Source organism: Streptomyces sp. NPDC004126, from assembly GCF_050275515.1.
GTDB lineage: Bacteria > Actinomycetota > Actinomycetes > Streptomycetales > Streptomycetaceae > Streptomyces.
Map to the genome: position 1 here is coordinate 159,184 of NZ_JBNNPF010000009.1, position 18,821 is coordinate 178,004.

The window sequence follows — 18,821 nt, forward strand, 5'->3', positions numbered from 1 at the left end:
CCCCTTACAGCTTCATCAGGCTGGCGTCGTCGACCGAGGCCGAGTGGCGGGTACGGAACAGCGACACGATGATCGCGAGGCCCACCACGACCTCCGCGGCGGCGACGACCATCGTGAAGAACGCGATGATCTGGCCGTCGAGGTTGCCGTGCATCCGGGAGAAGGTCACGAAGGCGAGGTTGCAGGCGTTGAGCATCAGCTCGACGCACATGAACAGCACGATCGCGTTCTTCCGGATGAGGACGCCGGCCGCGCCGATGGTGAACAGCAGGGCGGCCAGGTACAGGTAGTTGACCGGATTCACTTCGAGGCCTCCTCTCGGCCGAGGCGCTCCGCGGAGGCCTGCTCCAGCGCCTTGAGGTCGTCCAGGGCCTGGGCGGACACGTCGCGGATCTGGCCGCGGGCGCGCAGCGTCTTGTTGACGGTCAGCTCGGACGGGGTGCCGTCCGGGAGCAGGCCGGCGACGTCCACGGCGTTGTGCCGGGCGTAGACGCCGGGGGCCGGCAGCGGCGGGAGCTGCACGCCGTCGCGTACGCGCTGCTCGGCGAGCTCGCGCTGGGTGGCGGCCCGCTCGGTGCGCTCGCGGTGGGTGAGCACCATCGCGCCGACGGCCGCCGTGATCAGCAGGGCGCCGGTGATCTCGAAGGCGAAGATGTAGCGGGTGAAGATCAGTTCGGCGAGGCCCTCGACGTGCCCGGCGGAGTTGACCTTGCCGAGTCCGTTGAAGTGGGTCAGGCCCGCGTTGCCGATGCCGGCGATCAGCAGGATGCCGAAGCCGAGCCCGCACAGAACGGCCAGCCAGCGCTGCCCCTTGATGGTCTCCTTCAGGGAGTCCGCGGCCGTGACGCCGACGAGCATGACCACGAAGAGGAACAGCATCATGATGGCGCCGGTGTAGACGACGACCTGGACGACACCCAGGAAGTAGGCCCCGTTGGCGAGGTAGAAGACCGCCAGGATGATCATCGTCCCGGCGAGGCAGAGGGCGCTGTGCACGGCCTTCTTCATCAGGATCGTGCACAGCGCGCCGATGACGGCGACCGTGCCGAGCACCCAGAACTGGATGGCCTCGCCGGTGGAGGTCGCGGAGGCGGCCGCGGCGATGGCGCTCATGCCCCGACCTCCTCGGCCTTGCCGGCCTCCGCCGTCCCGCCCTCGGCCGTCTCGCCCTTGGAGACCGCCACCTGCCGGACCGTGCCCGGGGCGGCGCCCGTCACCAGACCGCGGTAGTAGTCCTGCTCGTCGGTGCCCGGGAAGACCGAGTGCGGGGCCTCGACCATGCCCTCGGTCAGCCCGGCGAGGAGCTGCTCCTTGGTGTAGATCAGGGACTCGCGGCTGGCGTCGGCCAGTTCGAACTCGTTCGTCATCGTCAGCGCGCGCGTCGGGCACGCCTCGATGCACAGCCCGCACAGGATGCAGCGGGCGTAGTTGATCTGGTAGACGCGCCCGTACCGCTCGCCCGGGGAGTAGCGCTCCTCCTCGGTGTTGTCCGCGCCCTCCACGTAGATCGCGTCGGCGGGACAGGCCCAGGCGCACAGTTCGCACCCGATGCACTTCTCCAGACCGTCGGGGTGGCGGTTGAGCTGGTGCCGCCCGTGGAAGCGCGGAGCGGTGGTCTTCTGCTGCTCCGGGTACTGCTCGGTGAGCCGCTTCTTGAACATGGCCTTGAAGGTCACGCCGAAGCCGGCCACCGGGTTCTGCCACTTCTCGCTCTGGTCAGCGTCAGACATTGTCAGCACCCTCCTCTCGGTCACTGTCAGTATTCGCCCCGCCACTGACAATCAGCTCCCGCTCCGCGCGGGGACGTCGGCGCGGTACGGGTGCCAGGTGCTGGCCGGGCTTGGGCGGTACGGGGAAACCGCCCGCCATCGGGTCGAAGGGCTCGGCCGCGGCGGCCTTCCCGGCCGCGGCCGTCTTCTCCCGCCGGTCCCTGAAGTGGTCGGCGACGGAGGAGATCAGCAGGATCGCGATGACCGCGCCCCCGACGTAGAGGACGATCTCGCTGAAGTCGTAGCGCTCGTTGCGCAGCGCCCGGACGGTGGCGACCAGCATCAGCCAGACCACGGAGACCGGGATCAGCACCTTCCAGCCGAGCTTCATCAGCTGGTCGTAGCGCACGCGCGGGAGGGTGCCGCGCAGCCAGATGAAGAAGAACAGCAGCAGCTGCACCTTGATGACGAACCAGAGCATCGGCCACCAGCCGTGGTTCGCGCCCTCCCAGTACGTGGAGATCGGCGCCGGGGCCCGCCAGCCGCCCAGGAAGAGGGTGACCGAGACCGCGGAGACGGTGACCATGTTGACGTACTCGGCCAGCATGAACAGCGCGAACTTGATGGAGGAGTACTCGGTGTTGAAGCCGCCGACGAGGTCGCCCTCGGACTCCGGCATGTCGAAGGGGGCGCGGTTCGTCTCGCCGACCATCGTGACGACGTAGATGATGAAGGACACCGGCAGCAGCACGATGTACCAGCGGTCCGCCTGCGCCTCCACGATCGCCGAGGTCGACATCGACCCGGAGTAGAGGAACACCGACGCGAACGCGGCGCCCATCGCGATCTCGTACGAGATCATCTGCGCGCAGGAGCGCAGGCCGCCGAGCAGCGGGTACGTGGAGCCCGAGGACCAGCCGGCGAGGACGATGCCGTAGATGCCGACCGAGGCGACCGCGAGGACGTACAGCATCGCGATCGGCAGGTCGGTCAGCTGCATCGTGGTGCGCTGCCCGAAGATGGACACCTCGTTGCCCGAGGGGCCGAAGGGGATCACCGCGATGGCCATGAACGCCGGGATCGCCGCGATGATCGGCGCCAGGACGTAGACGACCTTGTCGGCGCGCTTGACGACGACGTCTTCCTTCAGCATCAGCTTCACGCCGTCGGCGAGCGACTGGAGCATGCCCCAGGGGCCGTGCCGGTTGGGGCCGATGCGCAGCTGCATCCAGGCGACGACCTTGCGCTCCCACACGATGGAGAAGAGCACGGTCACCATCAGGAAGGCGAAGCAGAACACCGCCTTCAGGAGGACGAGCCACCAGACGTCCCTGCCGAACAGGGACAGGTCCTCGGCGGCCAGGAGGTGCTGCGGCTGGGCCGCGAGCTGGGCGAGGTGGGTCACGGTCGTACCTCCGCTCCGGCCGCGGGGCCGGTCCCGGCCGGGCCGATCCGTACGAGGGTTCCGGGGCGGGCTCCGGTGTCGGCGAGGACGCCGGAGCCGGTGGAGTTCAGCGGGAGCCACACGACCCGGTCGGGCATCTCGGTGATCCGCAGCGGGAGTTCCACCGAGCCGGCCGGGCCGGTCACGGCGAGGGCGTCGCCGTCCTTGACGCCGGTCTCGGCGGCGGTGGCGGCAGAGAGCCGGGCACTGGCCTCGTGCCGGGTCCCGGCGAGGGCGTCGTCGCCCTCCTGGAGCCGGCCGAGGTCCAGCAGCAGCCGGTGGCCGGCCAGGATCGCCTCGCCGGCGCCGGGGCGGGGCAGCGGCTCGGGGCCGGTGGACCGCTCGGGCGCGAGCTCCCCCTCCCAGGGGCCGAGCCGCTCCAGCTCCCGGCGTACGGCGTGCACGTCGGGCAGCGCGAGGGGCCGGTCGGCGGCGTCGGCCAGCATGTGCAGCACGCGGGCGTCGGCGGGGGCCAGGCGGCGGGTCATCTGGTCGGGCTTGAGGGCCGCCTCGAACGGGCGGACCCGGCCCTCCCAGTTGATGAACGTGCCGGCCTTCTCGGCGACGGCGGCGACCGGCAGCACCACGTCGGCGTGGTCGGTGACCTCGCCGGGCCGCAGCTCCAGGGAGACCACGAAGGCCTCCTTCAGCGCGGTGCGGGCGCGCTCCGGGTCGGGCAGGTCGGCGACCTCGACGCCCGCGACCAGCAGGGCCGACAGCTCCCGGCCGGCGGCGGCCTCGACGATCTGCCCGGTGTCGCGGCCGTAGCGGTGCGGGAGTTCCTCCAGCCCCCAGGCGGCGGCGACCTCCTGGCGGGCCCGCGGGTCCGTCGCGGGGCGGCCGCCCGGCAGCAGGGACGGCAGCGCACCGGCCTCCACGGCGGCCCGCTCCCCGGCCCGGCGCGGGATCCACACCAGCCGGGCGCCGGTGGCGGTGGCGGTGCGTACGGCGGCGGTCAGCGCGCCGGGCACGCCGGCGAGGCGCTCCCCGACGACGATGACCGCGCCGGGCAGCCGGACCGCCTCGGCGGCCTCGGAGCCGCCGGCCTCCAGGCCGGTGCGGGTGGCGAGGGCGTCGAGCCACTCGGGCTCGGTGCCGGGGGCGGCGGCCAGCAGGGTGCCGCCCGCCTTGGTGAGGCCGCGGGTGGCGAAGGGGGCGAGGGCGAAGGTCCGCTGCTTGTGCTTGCGGTGGGCCTTGCGCAGCCGCAGGAAGACCCCGGGGGCCTCCTCCTCGGCCTCGATCCCGACGAGGAGCACGGCGGGGGCCGCCTCCAGGGAGGCGTACGTGACGCCCGTGCCGTCGAGGTCCTTGCCGGTGCCGGCGACGGCGGCGGCCAGGAACTCGGTCTCCTCCGCGCTGTGCACCCGGGCCCGGAAGTCGATGTCGTTGGTGTCGAGCACCACCCGGGCGAACTTGGCGTACGCGTAGGCGTCCTCGACGGTCAGCCGCCCGCCGGTCAGGACGCCGGCCCGGCCGCGCGCGGCGGCGAGTCCGGCGGCGGCGGCCTCCAGTGCCTCGGGCCAGCTCGCCGGGGCGAGGACCCCGTCCGTACCGCGCACCAGCGGGGTGGTCAGCCGGTCGGGGCGCTGCGCGTACCGGAACGCGAAGCGGCCCTTGTCGCAGATCCACTCCTCGTTGACCTCGGGGTCCTCGGCGGCGAGGCGGCGCAGCACCTTGCCGCGCCGGTGGTCGGTCCGGGTCGCGCAGCCGCCCGCGCAGTGCTCGCACACGCTCGGGGAGGAGACGAGGTCGAAGGGGCGGGAGCGGAACCGGTAGGCGGCCGAGGTGAGGGCGCCGACGGGGCAGATCTGGATGGTGTTGCCGGAGAAGTACGACTCGAACGGGTCGCCCTCGCCGGTGCCGACCTGCTGGAGGGCGCCGCGCTCGACGAGCTCGATCATCGGGTCGCCGGCGACCTGGTTGGAGAAGCGGGTGCAGCGCGCGCACAGCACGCACCGCTCGCGGTCCAGCAGCACCTGCGTGGAGATCGGGACCGGCTTCTCGTAGGTCCGCTTGCGGCCCTCGAAGCGGGATTCGGCGTTGCCGTGGGACATCGCCTGGTTCTGCAGGGGGCATTCGCCGCCCTTGTCGCAGACGGGGCAGTCCAGCGGGTGGTTGATGAGCAGCAGCTCCATCACGCCGCGCTGGGCCTTGTCGGCGGCCTCGGAGGTCAGCTGGGTCTTGACGACCATGCCGTCGGTGCAGGTGATGGTGCAGGAGGCCATCGGCTTGCGCTGGCCCTCGACCTCGACGATGCACTGCCGGCAGGCGCCGGCCGGGTCGAGGAGGGGGTGGTCGCAGAAGCGGGGGATCTCGATGCCGAGCTGTTCGGCGGCCCGGATGACCAGGGTCCCCTTGGGGACGGACAGTTCGATGCCGTCGATGGTCAGCGACACCAGGTCCTGCGGCGGCTTGGCCGCCTCGCCGCCGCCCGCCGGGGCGTTCGTGACGACGGTCATGCGTGTACCTCCGTGTCGGCCCAGAGGGTCGACTTCCTGGGGTCGAAGGGGCAGCCCTTGCCGGTGACGTGCTGCTCGTACTCCGCGCGGAAGTACTTCAGCGAGGAGAAGATCGGGCTGGCCGCGCCGTCGCCGAGCGCGCAGAAGGACTTGCCGTTGATGTTGTCGGCGATGTCGTTCAGCTTGTCGAGGTCGGACATGACGCCCTTGCCCGCCTCGATGTCGCGCAGGAGCTGGACGAGCCAGTACGTGCCCTCGCGGCAGGGGGTGCACTTGCCGCAGGACTCGTGGGCGTAGAACTCGGTCCAGCGGGTGACGGCGCGGACCACGCAGGTGGTCTCGTCGAAGCACTGGAGCGCCTTGGTGCCGAGCATGGAGCCGGCGGCGCCGACGCCCTCGTAGTCGAGGGGGACGTCGAGGTGCTCGTCGGTGAACATGGGGGTGGAGGAGCCGCCGGGGGTCCAGAACTTCAGCCGGTGCCCGGGACGCATCCCGCCGCTCATGTCGAGGAGCTGGCGCAGGGTGATGCCGAGGGGGGCTTCGTACTGGCCGGGGCCCGCGACGTGCCCGGAGAGCGAGTACAGGGTGAAGCCGGGGGACTTCTCCGTCCCCATCGCCTTGAACCAGTCCTTGCCCTTGTTCAGGATCGCGGGAACCGAGGCGATGGACTCGACGTTGTTGACGACAGTGGGGCACGCGTAGAGCCCCTCGACGGCGGGGAAGGGGGGACGCAGCCGGGGCTGACCGCGCCGGCCTTCGAGGGAGTCGAGCAGTGCCGTCTCCTCGCCGCAGATGTACGCGCCCGCGCCCGCGTGCACCGTGATGTCGAGGTTGCGGCCGGTGCCGTCGATGTCCTTGCCGAGGTATCCGGCGGCGTAGGCCTCCCGTACGGCCTCGTGCAGGCGCCGCAGCACGGGGACCGTCTCACCGCGCAGGTAGATGAAGGCGTGCTCCGACCGGATCGCGTAGCAGGCGATGATCATTCCCTCGACGAGGGAGTGCGGATTGGCGAAGAGGAGGGGGATGTCCTTGCAGGTGCCCGGCTCCGACTCGTCCGCGTTCACGACGAGGTAGTGCGGCTTTCCGTCGCCCTGCGGGATGAACTGCCACTTCATCCCGGTGGGGAAGCCCGCGCCGCCGCGTCCGCGCAGACCTGAGTCCTTGACGTACGCGATCACCTCGTCCGGGGTCATCGCGAGGGCCTTGCGCAGGCCCTCGTAGCCCTCGTGGCGCCGGTAGGTCTCCAGCGTCCAGGACCGGGGGTCGTCCCAGAAGGCCGACAGGACGGGCGAGAGCAGCTTCTCCGGACTCGTACCTCCCCCAGCCTCCGGCTGGGAGGTGCCCCCATGGCTTTCCTTGGACGACACGGTCATGCCTCCCCTCCTTCGGTACGCGCCTCGCCGCGCGGGTGCACGATCGGGGTGTGCGGGGTCTCGCCGCGGGCGATGCGCAGGCCGATCAGGGAGGCGGGGCCCGCGCCGCCGCTCGCCTCCACCGCGCCCTCGCGCTCGTCGGGGAAGCCCGCCAGGATCCGGGCGGTCTCCTTGTACGTGCACAGCGGCGCGCCCCGGGTCGGCTCGACCGGGCGGCCCGCGAGGAGGTCGTCGACGAGCGCCTTGGCGGACTCGGGGGTCTGGTTGTCGAAGAACTCCCAGTTGACCATCACCACGGGCGCGTAGTCGCAGGCCGCGTTGCACTCGATGTGCTCCAGCGTGACCTTGCCGTCGTCGGTGGTCTCGTTGTTGCCGACCCCCAGGTGTTCCTTGAGCTCGTCGAAGATGGCGTCGCCGCCCATCACCGCGCACAGGGTGTTGGTGCAGACGCCGACCTGGTAGTCCCCGGAGGGCTTCCTGCGGTACATCGTGTAGAAGGTGGCGACCGCGGTGACCTCGGCCGTGGTCAGGCCCAGCGTCTCGGCGCAGAAGCGGATGCCGGTGCGCGAGACGTAGCCCTCCTCGGACTGCGTCAGGTGCAGCAGCGGCAGCAGCGCGGAGCGGCTGTCGGGGTAGCGGGCGATGACGTCGGCGGCGTCGGCCGCCAGCCGCTCGCGCACCTCCGCCGGATAGTCGGGGGCGGGCAGCTGGGGCATGCCCAGCGAGATCTCCGTCATCGGTCGACGCCTCCCATCACGGGGTCGATGGAGGCGACGGCCACGATGACGTCGGCGACCTGGCCGCCCTCGCACATCGCGGCCATGGCCTGCAGGTTGGTGAAGGACGGGTCGCGGAAGTGGACCCGGTAGGGGCGGGTGCCGCCGTCGGAGACGACGTGCACGCCGAGTTCGCCCTTGGGGGACTCGACGGCCGCGTACGCCTGTCCGGCGGGGACCCGGAAGCCCTCGGTCACCAGCTTGAAGTGGTGGATGAGGGCCTCCATGGAGGTGCCCATGATGTTCTTGATGTGGTCGAGGGAGTTGCCGAGGCCGTCGGGGCCCATGGCGAGCTGCGCCGGCCAGGCGATCTTCTTGTCGGCGACCATCACCGGTCCGGGCTCCAGCCGGTCCAGGCACTGCTCGACGATCCGCAGCGACTGGCGCATCTCCTCCAGGCGGACCAGGAAGCGCCCGTAGGAGTCGCAGCTCTCGGTGGTGGGGACGTCGAACTCGTAGTCCTCGTAGCCGCAGTACGGGTCGGCCTTGCGCAGGTCGTGCGGCAGGCCGGCCGAGCGGAGGATCGGGCCGGTGGCGCCGAGGGCCATGCAGCCGGTGAGGTCGAGGTAGCCGACGTCCTGCATGCGGGCCTTGAAGATGGGGTTGCCGGTGGCGAGCTTGTCGTACTCCGGCAGGTTCTTCTTCATCGTCTTGACGAACTCGCGCAGCTGGTCGACCGCGCCGGGGGGCAGGTCCTGGGCGAGGCCGCCGGGGCGGACGAAGGCGTGGTTCATGCGCAGGCCGGTGATCAGCTCGAAGACGTCGAGGATCAGCTCGCGGTCCCGGAACCCGTAGATCATGATCGTGGTCGCGCCGAGCTCCATGCCGCCGGTGGCGATGCACACCAGGTGCGAGGAGAGCCGGTTGAGCTCCATCAGCAGGACGCGGATGACGGTGGCGCGGTCGGGGATCTGGTCGGTGATGCCGAGGAGCTTCTCGACGCCGAGGCAGTACGCCGTCTCGTTGAAGAACGGCGTCAGGTAGTCCATGCGCGTCACGAAGGTGGTGCCCTGCGTCCAGTTCCGGAATTCGAGGTTCTTCTCGATGCCGGTGTGCAGGTAGCCGATGCCGCAGCGGGCCTCGGTGACCGTCTCGCCGTCGATCTCCAGGATCAGGCGCAGCACTCCGTGGGTGGAGGGGTGCTGCGGACCCATGTTGACGACGATGCGCTCGTCGTCCGCCCTGGCCGCCGTGCGGGCGATCTCGTCCCAGTCGCCGCCGGTGACGGTGTAGACGGTGCCCTCGGTCGTCTCGCGGGAGGACGCGTGGTTTTCCGCGTGGTTCCGGGTGGGGGACATCAGCTGTACGACCTCCGCTGGTCGGGAGCCGGGATCTGGGCGCCCTTGTACTCGACGGGGATGCCGCCGAGCGGGTAGTCCTTGCGCTGGGGGAAGCCCTGCCAGTCGTCCGGCATCATGATCCGGGTGAGGGCCGGGTGGCCGTCGAAGACCAGGCCGAAGAAGTCGTAGGCCTCGCGCTCGTGCCAGTCGTTCGTCGGGTAGACGGCGACGAGCGAGGGCAGGTGCGGGTCGCCGTCCGGGACGGACACCTCCAGCCGCAGGATCCGGCCGTGGGTGAGCGAGCGCAGGTGGTAGACGGCGTGCAGCTCGCGGCCCTTGTCGCCGGGGAAGTGCACCCCCGACACCCCGGTGCACAGCTCGAAGCGCAGCGCCGGGTCGTCACGCAGGGTGGCGGCGACGCGGACGAGGTGCTCGCGGGCGATGTGGAGGGTCAGCTCCCCCCGGTCGACCACGGTCTTCTCGATCGCGTTCTGCGGGAGCAGGTCCTGCTCCTCCAGGGCGCCCTCCAGCTCGTCGACGACCTCGTCGAAGTACGAGCCGTACGGGCGGCTGGTCGCGCCGGGCAGGGCCACGGTGCGCACGAGGCCGCCGTAGCCGCTGGTGTCGCCGCCGTTCCTGGTGCCGAACATGCCCTTGCGGACGCCGATGACCTCGGGTCCGGAGGCGGCCCTGGGGGCGGGGACGTTGTCGCCGTTCTCGACGGCCGGGTCGTCGCTCAACGGAGGAGCCCCTTCATCTCGATGGTGGGGAGCGCCTTGAGGGCTGCCTCCTCCGCCTCGCGCGCCGCCTCTTCCCGGTTCACGCCGAGCTTCGAGCCCTGGATCTTCTGGTGGAGCTTGAGGATCGCGTCCATCAGCATCTCGGGGCGGGGCGGGCAGCCGGGCAGGTAGATGTCCACCGGGACGATGTGGTCGACGCCCTGGACGATCGCGTAGTTGTTGAACATGCCGCCCGAGGAGGCGCACACGCCCATGGAGATGACCCACTTGGGGGCGGGCATCTGGTCGTAGACCTGGCGCAGCACCGGCGCCATCTTCTGGCTGACGCGTCCCGCCACGATCATCAGGTCGGCCTGGCGCGGGGAGCCGCGGAAGACCTCCATGCCGAAGCGGGCCAGGTCGTAGCGGCCGGCGCCGGTGGTCATCATCTCGATGGCGCAGCACGCGAGGCCGAAGGTGGCCGGGAAGACGGATGACTTGCGCACCCAGCCCGCGGCCTGTTCGACGGTGGTGAGCAGAAAGCCGCTCGGCAGCTTCTCTTCCAGTCCCATGGGAAATTCAGCCCCTCAGTCCCATTCCAGGCCGCCGCGGCGCCACACGTACGCGTAGGCGACGAAGACGGTGAGCACGAAGAGCAGCATCTCGACGAGCCCGAAGATCCCCAGGGAGTCGAAGGTGACCGCCCAGGGGTAGAGGAAGACGATCTCGATGTCGAAGACGATGAAGAGCATCGCCGTCAGGTAGTACTTGATGGGGAAGCGACCGCCGCCGGCGGGCATCGGGGTGGGCTCGATGCCGCACTCGTAGGCTTCGAGCTTCGCCCGGTTGTACCGTTTTGGGCCGATCAGCGTGGCCATGACCACGGAGAAGATCGCAAACCCTGCGCCGATGGCGCCGAGCACGAGGATGGGTGCGTACGCATTCACGCTCCTCGCTCCTTCCAGTCGTCCTTGACCGTTGGACCGCTGCGCCGGCGCCGAGTGCCCCACCCCTCGGAGGGCCGCCCCTTCGAACAGGGACCGATCGCATGTGAGGCAGTTCACAAGCCGGACTGGTGCGCATCTTATGCCTGCCGGTCTGTGATCTGCGACACGGGTAACAACACCGAGTTTGTGATCTCCACCACCTGACGAACGATCATGAAGGGCGATGAGTGGTGATCTTCGCACTCAAGGCATCCACATGATCACCAAAGGTGACATCCGGGCCCGTAGGCGCAGGTGAAAGGGGTGTCGCCCTATCAAACGATGGGCAGTGCAGGCAAATTGGCGGCTCGGCCGCTCAAGTGATAAGGGAACGCGGGTCCCCCGCCCGGGGGACTCCGTGCGTACGGGAGTGGACAGGGTGGCCGGAAGTCGCCGCCGGCCGGATCCGGGGAGAGATCCTGTGCATCCGTTCACGAACCGCGCGGCAAGTTCACGGTCGGATCACGGACGGGCCACGACCGCCTCACGGCGGCAGGTAACTGTGACCTGCGTCACGTCGAACGGAGGCCGCGAAAAGGGGGCTTGGCCAACTGTCCGGGTCGATGGTAGGCCGTGGATCAATTCGGACTTATTACTGAAACCCCATGATCACAGGCTTGTGAAAGCGTGTCCGTTACGTCCGTTACGGCGTCAATAAGACGCGCGACGCGCCCGGTTAACGGCCTCCGCGGGCAACTGTGGCGCAGACCACGTTTCTTGAAGGGAACCCGGCTCCACTGATAGCGGTTGTCCCATGTCCCACACCGCTCACATACCCAGCCACCGGAAGCCCCGCCGCAGCGCCTCGAAGCTCGCGGTCCGCGCCGGAGTTGCCGGTGGCGTCCTCAGCACCCTGGCCATGGCCGGAACCGCGAGCGCGTCCCCGTCCGAGCCCGTGGCCGAGACGACGCTCGAGATGCCGGTCCTCAACCTGGACCTCGGCACCGAGGTCTCCAACGCCGTCAACACGGCTGCGGAGAACACCCGCGTCGCCGCCGTCGAAGCCGCCGTCACCGGCGAGCTGAACGCCCAGGAGGAGAGCGCCCGCACGGGTGCCGCCGCCGAGGCGAAGCAGGCGAAGGAAGACGCCACCAAGGCCGCCGAGCTCAAGGCGAAGCAGGAGGCCGACCGCAAGGCCGAGGCCGAGCGCGCGGGCCGCGGTACCGACCGCACCGACCTCACCAACGCCTCCGCCGCCGACAACGGCGGCGGTTCCTCCGCCGTCACCGGCTCCGGCAGCGGCTCCACCGCCTCGAAGCCGGCCACCGGCTCGGCGGCCGCCATCATCGCCTTCGCCCGCGCCCAGATCGGCAAGCCGTACGTCCTCGGCTCCACCGGTCCCACCGCGTACGACTGCTCGGGCCTCGTCCAGGCCGCCTACCGCCAGGCGGGCATCAAGCTGGACCGCGTCTCCCAGGACCAGTCCCTGGCCGGCCGCTCGGTCTCGCTGAACGCCCTGCAGCCCGGCGACATCGTCTACTGGGGCGCCAAGGGCAGCGCGTACCACGTCGCCATCTACTCCGGCAACGGCAAGTTCATCGGTGCGCAGAACCCCAGCACCGGCATCGTCGAGCGCAGCCTGAGCTACGACATGCCGACCGGCGCCGTCCGCGTCCTCTGACGCACGGTCGCACGATCGCCCGCAAGGTCCGGTACTCCCCTGCTCGGGGGCGGAGTACCGGACCTTCGGCATGCTGAGAAGATGGCCGGTGCGTGTCGCCCGGCCGTTCGAGCAGACCCTGGAGGTGGTGGTCCCGTGAGCAGACCGTCCTACGAGGACCACGGCGCCGCCGACCCCACCGCCGTCCCGGCCGCCCTCGGGCTGGGCCTCCTGTCGGTCGGCGGCTGGCTGCTGACCACCACCCGGCCGTGGCACAAACCGGGCAACCCCCTCACCCTGGGCCTCGGCTGGACCGTGTCCGGCGCCCTGCTGCTGTCCGGGCTCGTCCTGCTGGCCCGCTGCGTCCGCACCGTCCACGGCACCCCCGACGCGCCCGACGCCCCCGAGGGGGCCGGGAACGGCTGAGCCGCCCCCGGAACACCCGGGAGCGGCTCACAGGCCCTCAGGCCTCCGCGCAGGCCTCCGCTCAGGCCTTCGGGGCCACCTTCGAGAGGCCGTTGATGATGCGGTCCATCGCGTCGCCGCCCGTCGGGTCGGTCAGGTTCGCCAGCATCTTCAGCGTGAAGCGCATCAGCACCGGGTGCGTCAGGCCGCGCTGGGCGGCGATCTTCATGACCGTGGGGTTGCCGATCAGCTTCACGAAGGCGCGGCCCAGCGTGTAGTAGCCGCCGTAGGTCTCCTTGAGCACCTTCGGGTAGTTGTGCAGGGCCAGCTCGCGCTGCGCCGGCGTCGCGCGGGCGTGCGCCTGCACGATGACCTCCGCCGCGATCTGCCCCGACTCCATCGCGTAGGCGATGCCCTCGCCGTTGAACGGGTTGACGAGCCCGCCCGCGTCACCGACCAGCAGCAGGCCCTTGGTGTAGTGCGGCTGCCGGTTGAAGGCCATCGGCAGCGCCGCGCCGCGGATCGGCTGCGTCATGTTCTCCGGGGTGTAGCCCCAGTCCTCCGGCATGGACGCGCACCAGGCCTTGAGGACCTCGCGCCAGTCCAGCTCCTTGAAGGCGGAGGAGGAGTTGAGGATGCCGAGGCCGACGTTGGACGTGCCGTCGCCCATGCCGAAGATCCAGCCGTAGCCGGGCAGCAGCCGGTCCTGCGGACCGCGCCGGTCCCACAGCTCCAGCCAGGACTCCAGGTAGTCGTCGTCGTGCCGCGGGGAGGTGAAGTAGGTGCGGACGGCCACGCCCATCGGGCGGTCCTCGCGCCGGTGCAGGCCCATCGCCAGGGAGAGGCGCGAGGAGTTGCCGTCGGCGGCGACCACGAGCGGGGCGTGGAAGGTCACCGGCGTCTTGTCCTCGCCGAGCTTGGCCTGCACGCCGGTGATGTGCCCGGTGCGGGGGTCGCGGACCGGCTCGCCGACGTTGCAGCGCTCGTACAGGCGGGCGCCGGCCTTCTGCGCCTGGCGGGCCAGGGTCTCGTCGAAGTCGTCGCGCTTGCGGACGAGTCCGTAGTCCGGGTAGGAGGCGAGTTCCGGCCAGTCCAGCTGGAGGCGCTGCCCGCCGCCGATGATGCGCAGGCCCTTGTTGCGGAGCCAGCCGGCCTCTTCGGAGATGTCGATGCCCATGGCGACCAGCTGCTTGGTCGCACGCGGGGTCAGACCGTCGCCGCAGACCTTCTCGCGCGGGAACGCCGTCTTCTCCAGGAGCAGGACGTCGAGCCCGGCCTTGGCGAGGTAGTAGGCGGTCGTGGAACCGGCGGGCCCGGCCCCGACGACGATCACGTCCGCGGAGTGTTCGGTGAGGGGCTCGGTCACTGCGGGGTCTCCTGAAGGCTCGGTGGAAAGTGCCCAGCGGCACAGGACATGACGCAGTCTATGCAGCCGGGGCGCTGCCGCTGGGGTGCGGGTGGAGGCCCTGCCCCTGGCCGGGGGGTGCGGTGCGCGGGTACCCGCGTCCGCTGCGCGGGGTCGCCGGGGCGCGGGGTCAGAAGATGCTCAGGCCCGTCAAAGTCGTGAAGCGGTCGAGGGCGGCCACGCCCGCTACCGAGTTGCCCTGGGCGTCGAGGCCCGGGCTCCAGACCGCGAGGGTGCAGCGGCCCGGGACCACCGCGACGATGCCGCCGCCCACGCCGCTCTTGCCCGGCAGGCCCACGCGGTACGCGAACTCACCCGCCGCGTCGTACGTCCCGCACGTCAGCATCACCGCGTTGATCTGCTTCGCCTCGCTGCGCGTCAACAGCCGCGAGCCGTCCGCCCGCAGGCCGTGCCGGGCCAGGAAACCGCCCGCCAGAGCCAGGTCCGCGCAGCTCATCTCGATCGAGCACTGCCAGAAGTAGTGCTCCAGCAGCGCCGGCACCGGGTTGTCGATGTTGCCGTACGAGGCCATGAAGTGGGCCACCGCCGCGTTGCGGTCGCCGTGTTCCTGCTCGGACGCGGCGACGTCCGGGTCGAAGCCGAGGTCCGGGTTGCCGCTCTCCTGCCGGAGGAAGTCCAGGAGTTCGCTGCTCGCGTCGCCCGTCAGGGTCTGGAGCCGGTCGGTGACGACGAGCGCGCCCGCGTTGATGAAAGGATTCCGCGGGATGCCGTTCTCGTACTCCAGCTGCACCAGGGAGTTGAACGGGTTGCCCGACGGCTCCCGGCCCACCCGCTCCCACAGGCTGTCGCCGCCCTCCGCGAGGGCCAGCGCCAGCGCGAAGACCTTCGTGACGGACTGGGCGGAGAACGGGACGCGCCAGTCGCCGACCCCGAAGACGTTGCCGTCGAGGTCGGCGACCGCCATGCCGAACCGCCGCGGATCGACCTTCGCCAGCGCCGGGATGTACTCGGCGGGCGTGCCGCTGCCCACCAGCGGGGAGACGTCGGCCGCGATCCGCTCCAGCAGGCCCTGGTAGTCCATGGACATGCAGGGTTACGCCTTGACCCCGCGGTGCAGCGCCACGATGCCGCCGCTCAGGTTCCGCCAGGCCACCTTCGACCAGCCGGCCTTCTGCAGCAGGGCCGCCAGCGCCGGCTGGTCGGGCCACTCGCGGATGGACTCGGCGAGGTACACGTACGCGTCCGGGTTGGAGGACACCGCACGCGCCACCGGCGGCAGGGCGCGCATCAGGTACTCGGTGTAGACCGTCCGGAAGGGCGCCCAGACGGGCTGCGAGAACTCGCTGATCACGACCTGGCCGCCGGGCTTGGTCACCCGGTACATCTCGCGCAGCGCCCCGTCGGTGTCCTGGACGTTGCGGAGCCCGAAGGAGATCGTCACGGTGTCGAACGTGTCGTCCTTGAAGGGGAGCTTCGTCGCGTCGCCCGCGGTCAGCGGCAGCCACGCGTGGCGCTTCTTGCCCTCGCGGAGCATGCCGAGGGAGAAGTCGCAGGGGACGACGTAGGCGCCGGTCGCCGCGTACGGGAGGGACGAGGTCGCGGTGCCCGCGGCCAGGTCGAGCACCTTGTGCCCCGGGCGGGCGGCGACCGCCCGGGCGGCCTCCTTGCGCCACAGGCGCGCCTGGCCGAGGGACAGGACGTCGTTGGTGAGGTCGTAGTTCGCGGCCACCCCGTCGAACATGGAGGCGACTTCGTGCGGCTGCTTGTCCAGGGAAGCCCTTGTCACTGGCGTTGGCCCCTCGGTGCTCGGTGTTTCTGCGGCGGACAGGTCGTACCCCGTCATCCTCTCAGGCCGCCGCCACCGCGGCCGCCCCGGCCCGGCCCGCCCGCGCCCGGGAGAAAATCCGGCAGATCAGGACCGGAAACGGGCAGACTGGGCGGGCAATCAGAACAAATAGGGGGGCTATCAGTGGGGACACGCCGATCAGTCAAGGCACGACGGGCCGAACGGCGCAGGCGACTGCGCCGCACGGTCCTCGGCTCGACGGCGTTGGTCGCGCTCTCCGGCGCCACCTACTGGCTCGGGCACGAGAGGGGCGCCTCCACCGCCGCGCGGGGCGGCCCGTCCCCGGCGACCGGGCGCGCGGCGGCCCCGGCCGAGCACGCGGCACCGCCCCCGTCCCCGAGCCCGACCGCGAGCCCGACCGCGAGCCCGAGTACGAATCCGAGCCCGAGCCCGACGAAGGCGCCGGGGGAGTTCACCGCCTCCGCCACCGCCGGCCGGACCCAGGGCGAGGGGCGTCCGCGGCGCTGGCGGGTGGAGACGGAGAACAGCAGCGGCGTCGACCCCGAATCCGCCGCCCGGGACATCGAGGCGATACTCGGGGACCGCCGCGGGTGGATACGCGACCCCTCGTACGGCTTCCGGCTGGCCGGCCCGGGCGAACCGGTGGACTTCACCGTGAAGATCGCCACGCCCGCCACCACCGACCGGCTGTGCGAGGTGGTGACCCCCGAGCTGATCGGGGAGACCAACTGCCAGGCCCACCACACCATCGTGGTGAACCTGAAGCGCTGGAAGGAGGGCTCACCGAAGTTCCGGGGCTCGGCCGCCGAGTACCGGGCGCTGATCATCAACCACGAGGTGGGCCACGAACTGGGCCGCGGCCACGAGACCTGCCCGCGGCCGGGCGCCCCCGCCCCGGCGATGATGCAGCAGATCAAGGGGCTCCAGGGCTGCACGTCGAACGCCTGGCCGCACACCGCCGGCGGAACCTACCTGGCCGGTCCCCCGGTGCCGTAGCGGGGACCGCGGCGCGGCCGGCCCGATCCGATCCGAAGGACCCGGTCTAGCGGCGCCGGTGCAGCAGCCGTCCCGCGATGACCGTGGCCACGCACGTCGTCGCGCCGCGCTCCAGCAGCTCGGCCTCGTCCGCCACCGCGAAGACCGCGAACCGGGCCGCCGCTCCCGCCTCCAGCACCCCGTGGAAGGCCTCCCCTGCCGACTCCCGCCCCGTGAGCGGGTCCAGGGCGGGGACGCCCTCGTACGGGGCGGGCGGCACCACGGCCAGGCCCGAGCGGGTCACCGCCGTGCGGACGGAGCCGGTCGTGAAGCGGCCCGCGACCGCCACCACCCCGCGGGCGAGGAGCTTCTGCGTGCCCCGCCGGGCGCTGTTGCCCCAGCGGGACTCGGTCATCTTCAGCGCGTCCAGGGCCTCGGCCCCGGTGATCGGGTCGGCGCCGAGTTCGGTGACCTCGTACGGGTCGTCCGGGTAGTACGTGCGCTCCAGCAGCTCGTCCGCCCCGCGCGCCAGCAGCCCCGGCGTCAGCAGCCCGGGCCAGCGGCGGACCCGGGCGTGCGGCGCGGCCGCCGCGAGCTCCTCGTACGGGCCCGTGCGCACGATCCGGTCGCCCTCGACCAGGACCGCGCCGCCTTCCAGCGGTGCGGCCCCCGGTCCGGTGACGAGGAGGTCGGCGGTGTGCAGCGTCAGCATCGGGCGTCAGTTCGTGGAGATGAGCTTCAGCTCGGGGTGCGCGGTGCCCCCCTCGATGGCGGTCGAGGAGATGTGCGAGACCACGCGGTCGTCGACGGGGTCGTTCGCCGGGTCCTCGTGCACCGCGAGGTGCTCGTACGTGGTCGCGCGCTGCGCGGGTACGCGGCCGGCCTTGCGGATCAGGTCGATGATCTCCTGGCGGTTCGAGCGGTGCTTGGCACCGGCCGAGGAGACCACGTTCTCCTCCAGCATGATCGAACCGAGGTCGTCGGCGCCGTAGTGCAGGGAGAGCTGGCCCGCCTCCTTGCCGACGGTGAGCCAGGAGCCCTGGATGTGGGCGATGTTGTCGAGGAAGAGCCGCGCGATCGCGATCATGCGCAGGTACTCGAAGACGGTCGCCTGGGTGCGGCCCTTGAGGTGGTTGTTCTCGGGCTGGTACGTGTACGGGATGAACGCGCGGAAGCCGCCGGTGCGGTCCTGCGTGTCCCGGATCATCGCGATGTGCTCGATGCGCTCGGCGTTGGTCTCGCCGGTGCCCATCAGCATGGTGGAGGTGGACTCCACGCCCAGCTTGTGGGCGATCTCCATGATCTCCAGCCAGCGCTCGCCGGACTCCTTCAGCGGGGCGATCGCCTTGCGCGGGCGCTCCGGGAGCAGCTCGGCGCCGGCGCCGGCGAAGGAGTCGAGGCCGGCGGCGTGGATCCGCTTGATGGCCTCCTCGGCGGAGACGCCGGAGATGCGGGCCATGTGGTCGACCTCGGACGCGCCGAGGGAGTGGATGACCAGCTGCGGGAAGTCCTTCTTGATCGCCGAGAAGTGGTGCTCGTAGTACTCGACGCCGTAGTCCGGGTGGTGCCCGCCCTGGAACATGATCTGGGTGCCGCCCAGCTCGACGGTCTCCGCGCAGCGGCGCAGGATGTCGTCGAGGTCGCGCGACCAGCCCTTCTTCGTGTCCTTGGGGGCCGCGTAGAAGGCGCAGAACTTGCACGCCGTGACGCACACGTTGGTGTAGTTGATGTTGCGCTCGATGATGTACGTCGCGATGTGCTCCGTACCGGCGTAGCGGCGGCGGCGCACGGCGTCGGCGGCCTGGCCGAGCGCGTGCAGCGGGGCGTGCCGGTAGAGGTCGAGGGCCTCTTCCTTGGTGATCCGGCCCCCTGCTGCGGCGCGGTCGAGGACGGACTGGAGTGCGGCCAGGTCGGTCACCGGT

19 protein-coding genes are annotated in these 18,821 nt (G+C 71.0%); 3 read left to right on the plus strand and 16 right to left on the minus strand.

Going from position 1 to position 18,821, the window contains the following annotated elements; all coding sequences use genetic code 11:
• Positions 1–4: 4 nt before the first annotated feature.
• The 11 genes from nuoK to ACQKM2_RS11645 are packed head-to-tail and all read right to left on the minus strand — an operon-like array spanning position 5 to position 10,707.
• Positions 5–304, minus strand: a complete 300-nt coding sequence (gene nuoK / locus ACQKM2_RS11595; RefSeq protein WP_007265827.1) for an NADH-quinone oxidoreductase subunit NuoK — start codon at positions 302–304, stop codon at positions 5–7.
• On the minus strand, positions 301–1,113 hold the full coding sequence (locus ACQKM2_RS11600; RefSeq protein WP_427708570.1) for an NADH-quinone oxidoreductase subunit J: 813 nt from the start codon (positions 1,111–1,113) through the stop codon (positions 301–303). Before ACQKM2_RS11600 ends, nuoK begins: the two co-directional genes overlap by 4 nt.
• The gene (gene nuoI / locus ACQKM2_RS11605) at positions 1,110–1,730 is read right to left on the minus strand and encodes an NADH-quinone oxidoreductase subunit NuoI (protein WP_427708571.1); all 621 of its coding nucleotides are present in this window, start codon (positions 1,728–1,730) and stop codon (positions 1,110–1,112) included. Before nuoI ends, ACQKM2_RS11600 begins: the two co-directional genes overlap by 4 nt.
• Entirely contained in the window at positions 1,723–3,114 is a 1,392-nt protein-coding gene (gene nuoH, locus ACQKM2_RS11610) for an NADH-quinone oxidoreductase subunit NuoH (protein WP_427708573.1), read from the minus strand. Before nuoH ends, nuoI begins: the two co-directional genes overlap by 8 nt.
• Complete coding sequence (locus tag ACQKM2_RS11615; protein ID WP_427708575.1) at positions 3,111–5,612, minus strand: NADH-quinone oxidoreductase subunit G; 2,502 nt, start codon at positions 5,610–5,612, stop codon at positions 3,111–3,113. The genes nuoH and ACQKM2_RS11615 overlap by 4 nt, the downstream gene beginning before the upstream one ends.
• Positions 5,609–6,985: an NADH-quinone oxidoreductase subunit NuoF gene (gene nuoF / locus ACQKM2_RS11620; protein ID WP_427708577.1), complete on the minus strand. Its 1,377-nt coding sequence runs from the start codon at positions 6,983–6,985 to the stop codon at positions 5,609–5,611. The genes ACQKM2_RS11615 and nuoF overlap by 4 nt, the downstream gene beginning before the upstream one ends.
• Positions 6,982–7,722 carry an NADH-quinone oxidoreductase subunit NuoE gene (nuoE, locus tag ACQKM2_RS11625; protein ID WP_427708579.1) on the minus strand — a complete coding sequence of 247 codons (741 nt, stop codon included), beginning with the start codon at positions 7,720–7,722 and terminating at the stop codon, positions 6,982–6,984. The genes nuoF and nuoE overlap by 4 nt, the downstream gene beginning before the upstream one ends.
• The gene (locus ACQKM2_RS11630; RefSeq protein WP_427708580.1) at positions 7,719–9,059 is read right to left on the minus strand and encodes an NADH-quinone oxidoreductase subunit D; all 1,341 of its coding nucleotides are present in this window, start codon (positions 9,057–9,059) and stop codon (positions 7,719–7,721) included. The genes nuoE and ACQKM2_RS11630 overlap by 4 nt, the downstream gene beginning before the upstream one ends.
• Positions 9,059–9,781, minus strand: coding sequence for an NADH-quinone oxidoreductase subunit C (locus ACQKM2_RS11635; protein WP_427708581.1), 723 nt, complete (start codon positions 9,779–9,781; stop codon positions 9,059–9,061). Before ACQKM2_RS11635 ends, ACQKM2_RS11630 begins: the two co-directional genes overlap by 1 nt.
• Positions 9,778–10,332 (minus strand): NuoB/complex I 20 kDa subunit family protein, encoded by a 555-nt coding sequence (locus ACQKM2_RS11640; protein WP_007265818.1) that lies wholly within the window; start codon positions 10,330–10,332, stop codon positions 9,778–9,780. The genes ACQKM2_RS11635 and ACQKM2_RS11640 overlap by 4 nt, the downstream gene beginning before the upstream one ends.
• A 15-nt stretch (positions 10,333–10,347) precedes the next feature.
• The gene (locus ACQKM2_RS11645) at positions 10,348–10,707 is read right to left on the minus strand and encodes an NADH-quinone oxidoreductase subunit A (protein ID WP_045946775.1); all 360 of its coding nucleotides are present in this window, start codon (positions 10,705–10,707) and stop codon (positions 10,348–10,350) included.
• A 793-nt stretch (positions 10,708–11,500) separates the two neighbouring features.
• Between ACQKM2_RS11645 and ACQKM2_RS11650 the strand changes: the two genes are divergently transcribed.
• The gene (locus ACQKM2_RS11650; protein ID WP_427708584.1) at positions 11,501–12,367 is read left to right on the plus strand and encodes a C40 family peptidase; all 867 of its coding nucleotides are present in this window, start codon (positions 11,501–11,503) and stop codon (positions 12,365–12,367) included.
• Between the two features lie 135 nt (positions 12,368–12,502).
• A complete protein-coding gene (locus tag ACQKM2_RS11655) occupies positions 12,503–12,772 on the plus strand; it encodes a hypothetical protein (RefSeq protein ID WP_427708586.1) in 270 nt (89 codons plus the stop codon).
• Positions 12,773–12,833: 61 nt separating this feature from the next.
• On the opposite strand, the gene ACQKM2_RS11660 is transcribed toward ACQKM2_RS11655, so the two are convergent.
• The 3 genes from ACQKM2_RS11660 to ACQKM2_RS11670 all read right to left on the minus strand — a co-directional run bounded on the left by ACQKM2_RS11660 (position 12,834) and on the right by ACQKM2_RS11670 (position 15,903).
• Positions 12,834–14,117 carry a geranylgeranyl reductase family protein gene (locus ACQKM2_RS11660; protein WP_427708588.1) on the minus strand — a complete coding sequence of 428 codons (1,284 nt, stop codon included), beginning with the start codon at positions 14,115–14,117 and terminating at the stop codon, positions 12,834–12,836.
• Positions 14,118–14,286: 169 nt separating this feature from the next.
• A complete protein-coding gene (locus ACQKM2_RS11665; protein ID WP_427708663.1) occupies positions 14,287–15,198 on the minus strand; it encodes a glutaminase in 912 nt (303 codons plus the stop codon).
• Positions 15,199–15,210: 12 nt separating this feature from the next.
• Positions 15,211–15,903, minus strand: coding sequence for a demethylmenaquinone methyltransferase (locus ACQKM2_RS11670; protein WP_427708590.1), 693 nt, complete (start codon positions 15,901–15,903; stop codon positions 15,211–15,213).
• Between the two features lie 183 nt (positions 15,904–16,086).
• Between ACQKM2_RS11670 and ACQKM2_RS11675 the strand changes: the two genes are divergently transcribed.
• A complete protein-coding gene (locus ACQKM2_RS11675) occupies positions 16,087–16,920 on the plus strand; it encodes a DUF3152 domain-containing protein (RefSeq protein WP_427708592.1) in 834 nt (277 codons plus the stop codon).
• A 46-nt stretch (positions 16,921–16,966) separates the two neighbouring features.
• Here the strand turns inward: ACQKM2_RS11675 and ACQKM2_RS11680 are convergent, their stop codons facing one another.
• Positions 16,967–17,611 (minus strand): imidazolonepropionase-like domain-containing protein, encoded by a 645-nt coding sequence (locus tag ACQKM2_RS11680; RefSeq protein WP_427708594.1) that lies wholly within the window; start codon positions 17,609–17,611, stop codon positions 16,967–16,969.
• A gap of 6 nt (positions 17,612–17,617) precedes the next feature.
• A complete protein-coding gene (gene mqnC / locus ACQKM2_RS11685) occupies positions 17,618–18,817 on the minus strand; it encodes a cyclic dehypoxanthinyl futalosine synthase (protein ID WP_427708595.1) in 1,200 nt (399 codons plus the stop codon).
• Positions 18,818–18,821: the final 4 nt, after the last annotated feature.

Excerpts from the sequence above, each read along its gene's own strand:
- ACQKM2_RS11665 (WP_427708663.1), bottom strand. The coding sequence starts at position 15,198 with ATGGACTACCAGGGCCTGCTGGAGCGGATCGCGGCCGACGTCTCCCCG.
- ACQKM2_RS11615 (WP_427708575.1), bottom strand. The coding sequence starts at position 5,612 with ATGACCGTCGTCACGAACGCCCCGGCGGGCGGCGGCGAGGCGGCCAAG.
- ACQKM2_RS11600 (WP_427708570.1), bottom strand. The coding sequence starts at position 1,113 with ATGAGCGCCATCGCCGCGGCCGCCTCCGCGACCTCCACCGGCGAGGCC.
- nuoE (WP_427708579.1), bottom strand. The coding sequence starts at position 7,722 with ATGACGGAGATCTCGCTGGGCATGCCCCAGCTGCCCGCCCCCGACTAT.
- nuoI (WP_427708571.1), bottom strand. The coding sequence starts at position 1,730 with ATGTCTGACGCTGACCAGAGCGAGAAGTGGCAGAACCCGGTGGCCGGC.
- ACQKM2_RS11640 (WP_007265818.1), bottom strand. The coding sequence starts at position 10,332 with ATGGGACTGGAAGAGAAGCTGCCGAGCGGCTTTCTGCTCACCACCGTC.
- ACQKM2_RS11630 (WP_427708580.1), bottom strand. The coding sequence starts at position 9,059 with ATGTCCCCCACCCGGAACCACGCGGAAAACCACGCGTCCTCCCGCGAG.
- ACQKM2_RS11680 (WP_427708594.1), bottom strand. The coding sequence starts at position 17,611 with ATGCTGACGCTGCACACCGCCGACCTCCTCGTCACCGGACCGGGGGCC.
- nuoF (WP_427708577.1), bottom strand. The coding sequence starts at position 6,985 with ATGACCGTGTCGTCCAAGGAAAGCCATGGGGGCACCTCCCAGCCGGAG.
- ACQKM2_RS11650 (WP_427708584.1), top strand. The coding sequence starts at position 11,501 with ATGTCCCACACCGCTCACATACCCAGCCACCGGAAGCCCCGCCGCAGC.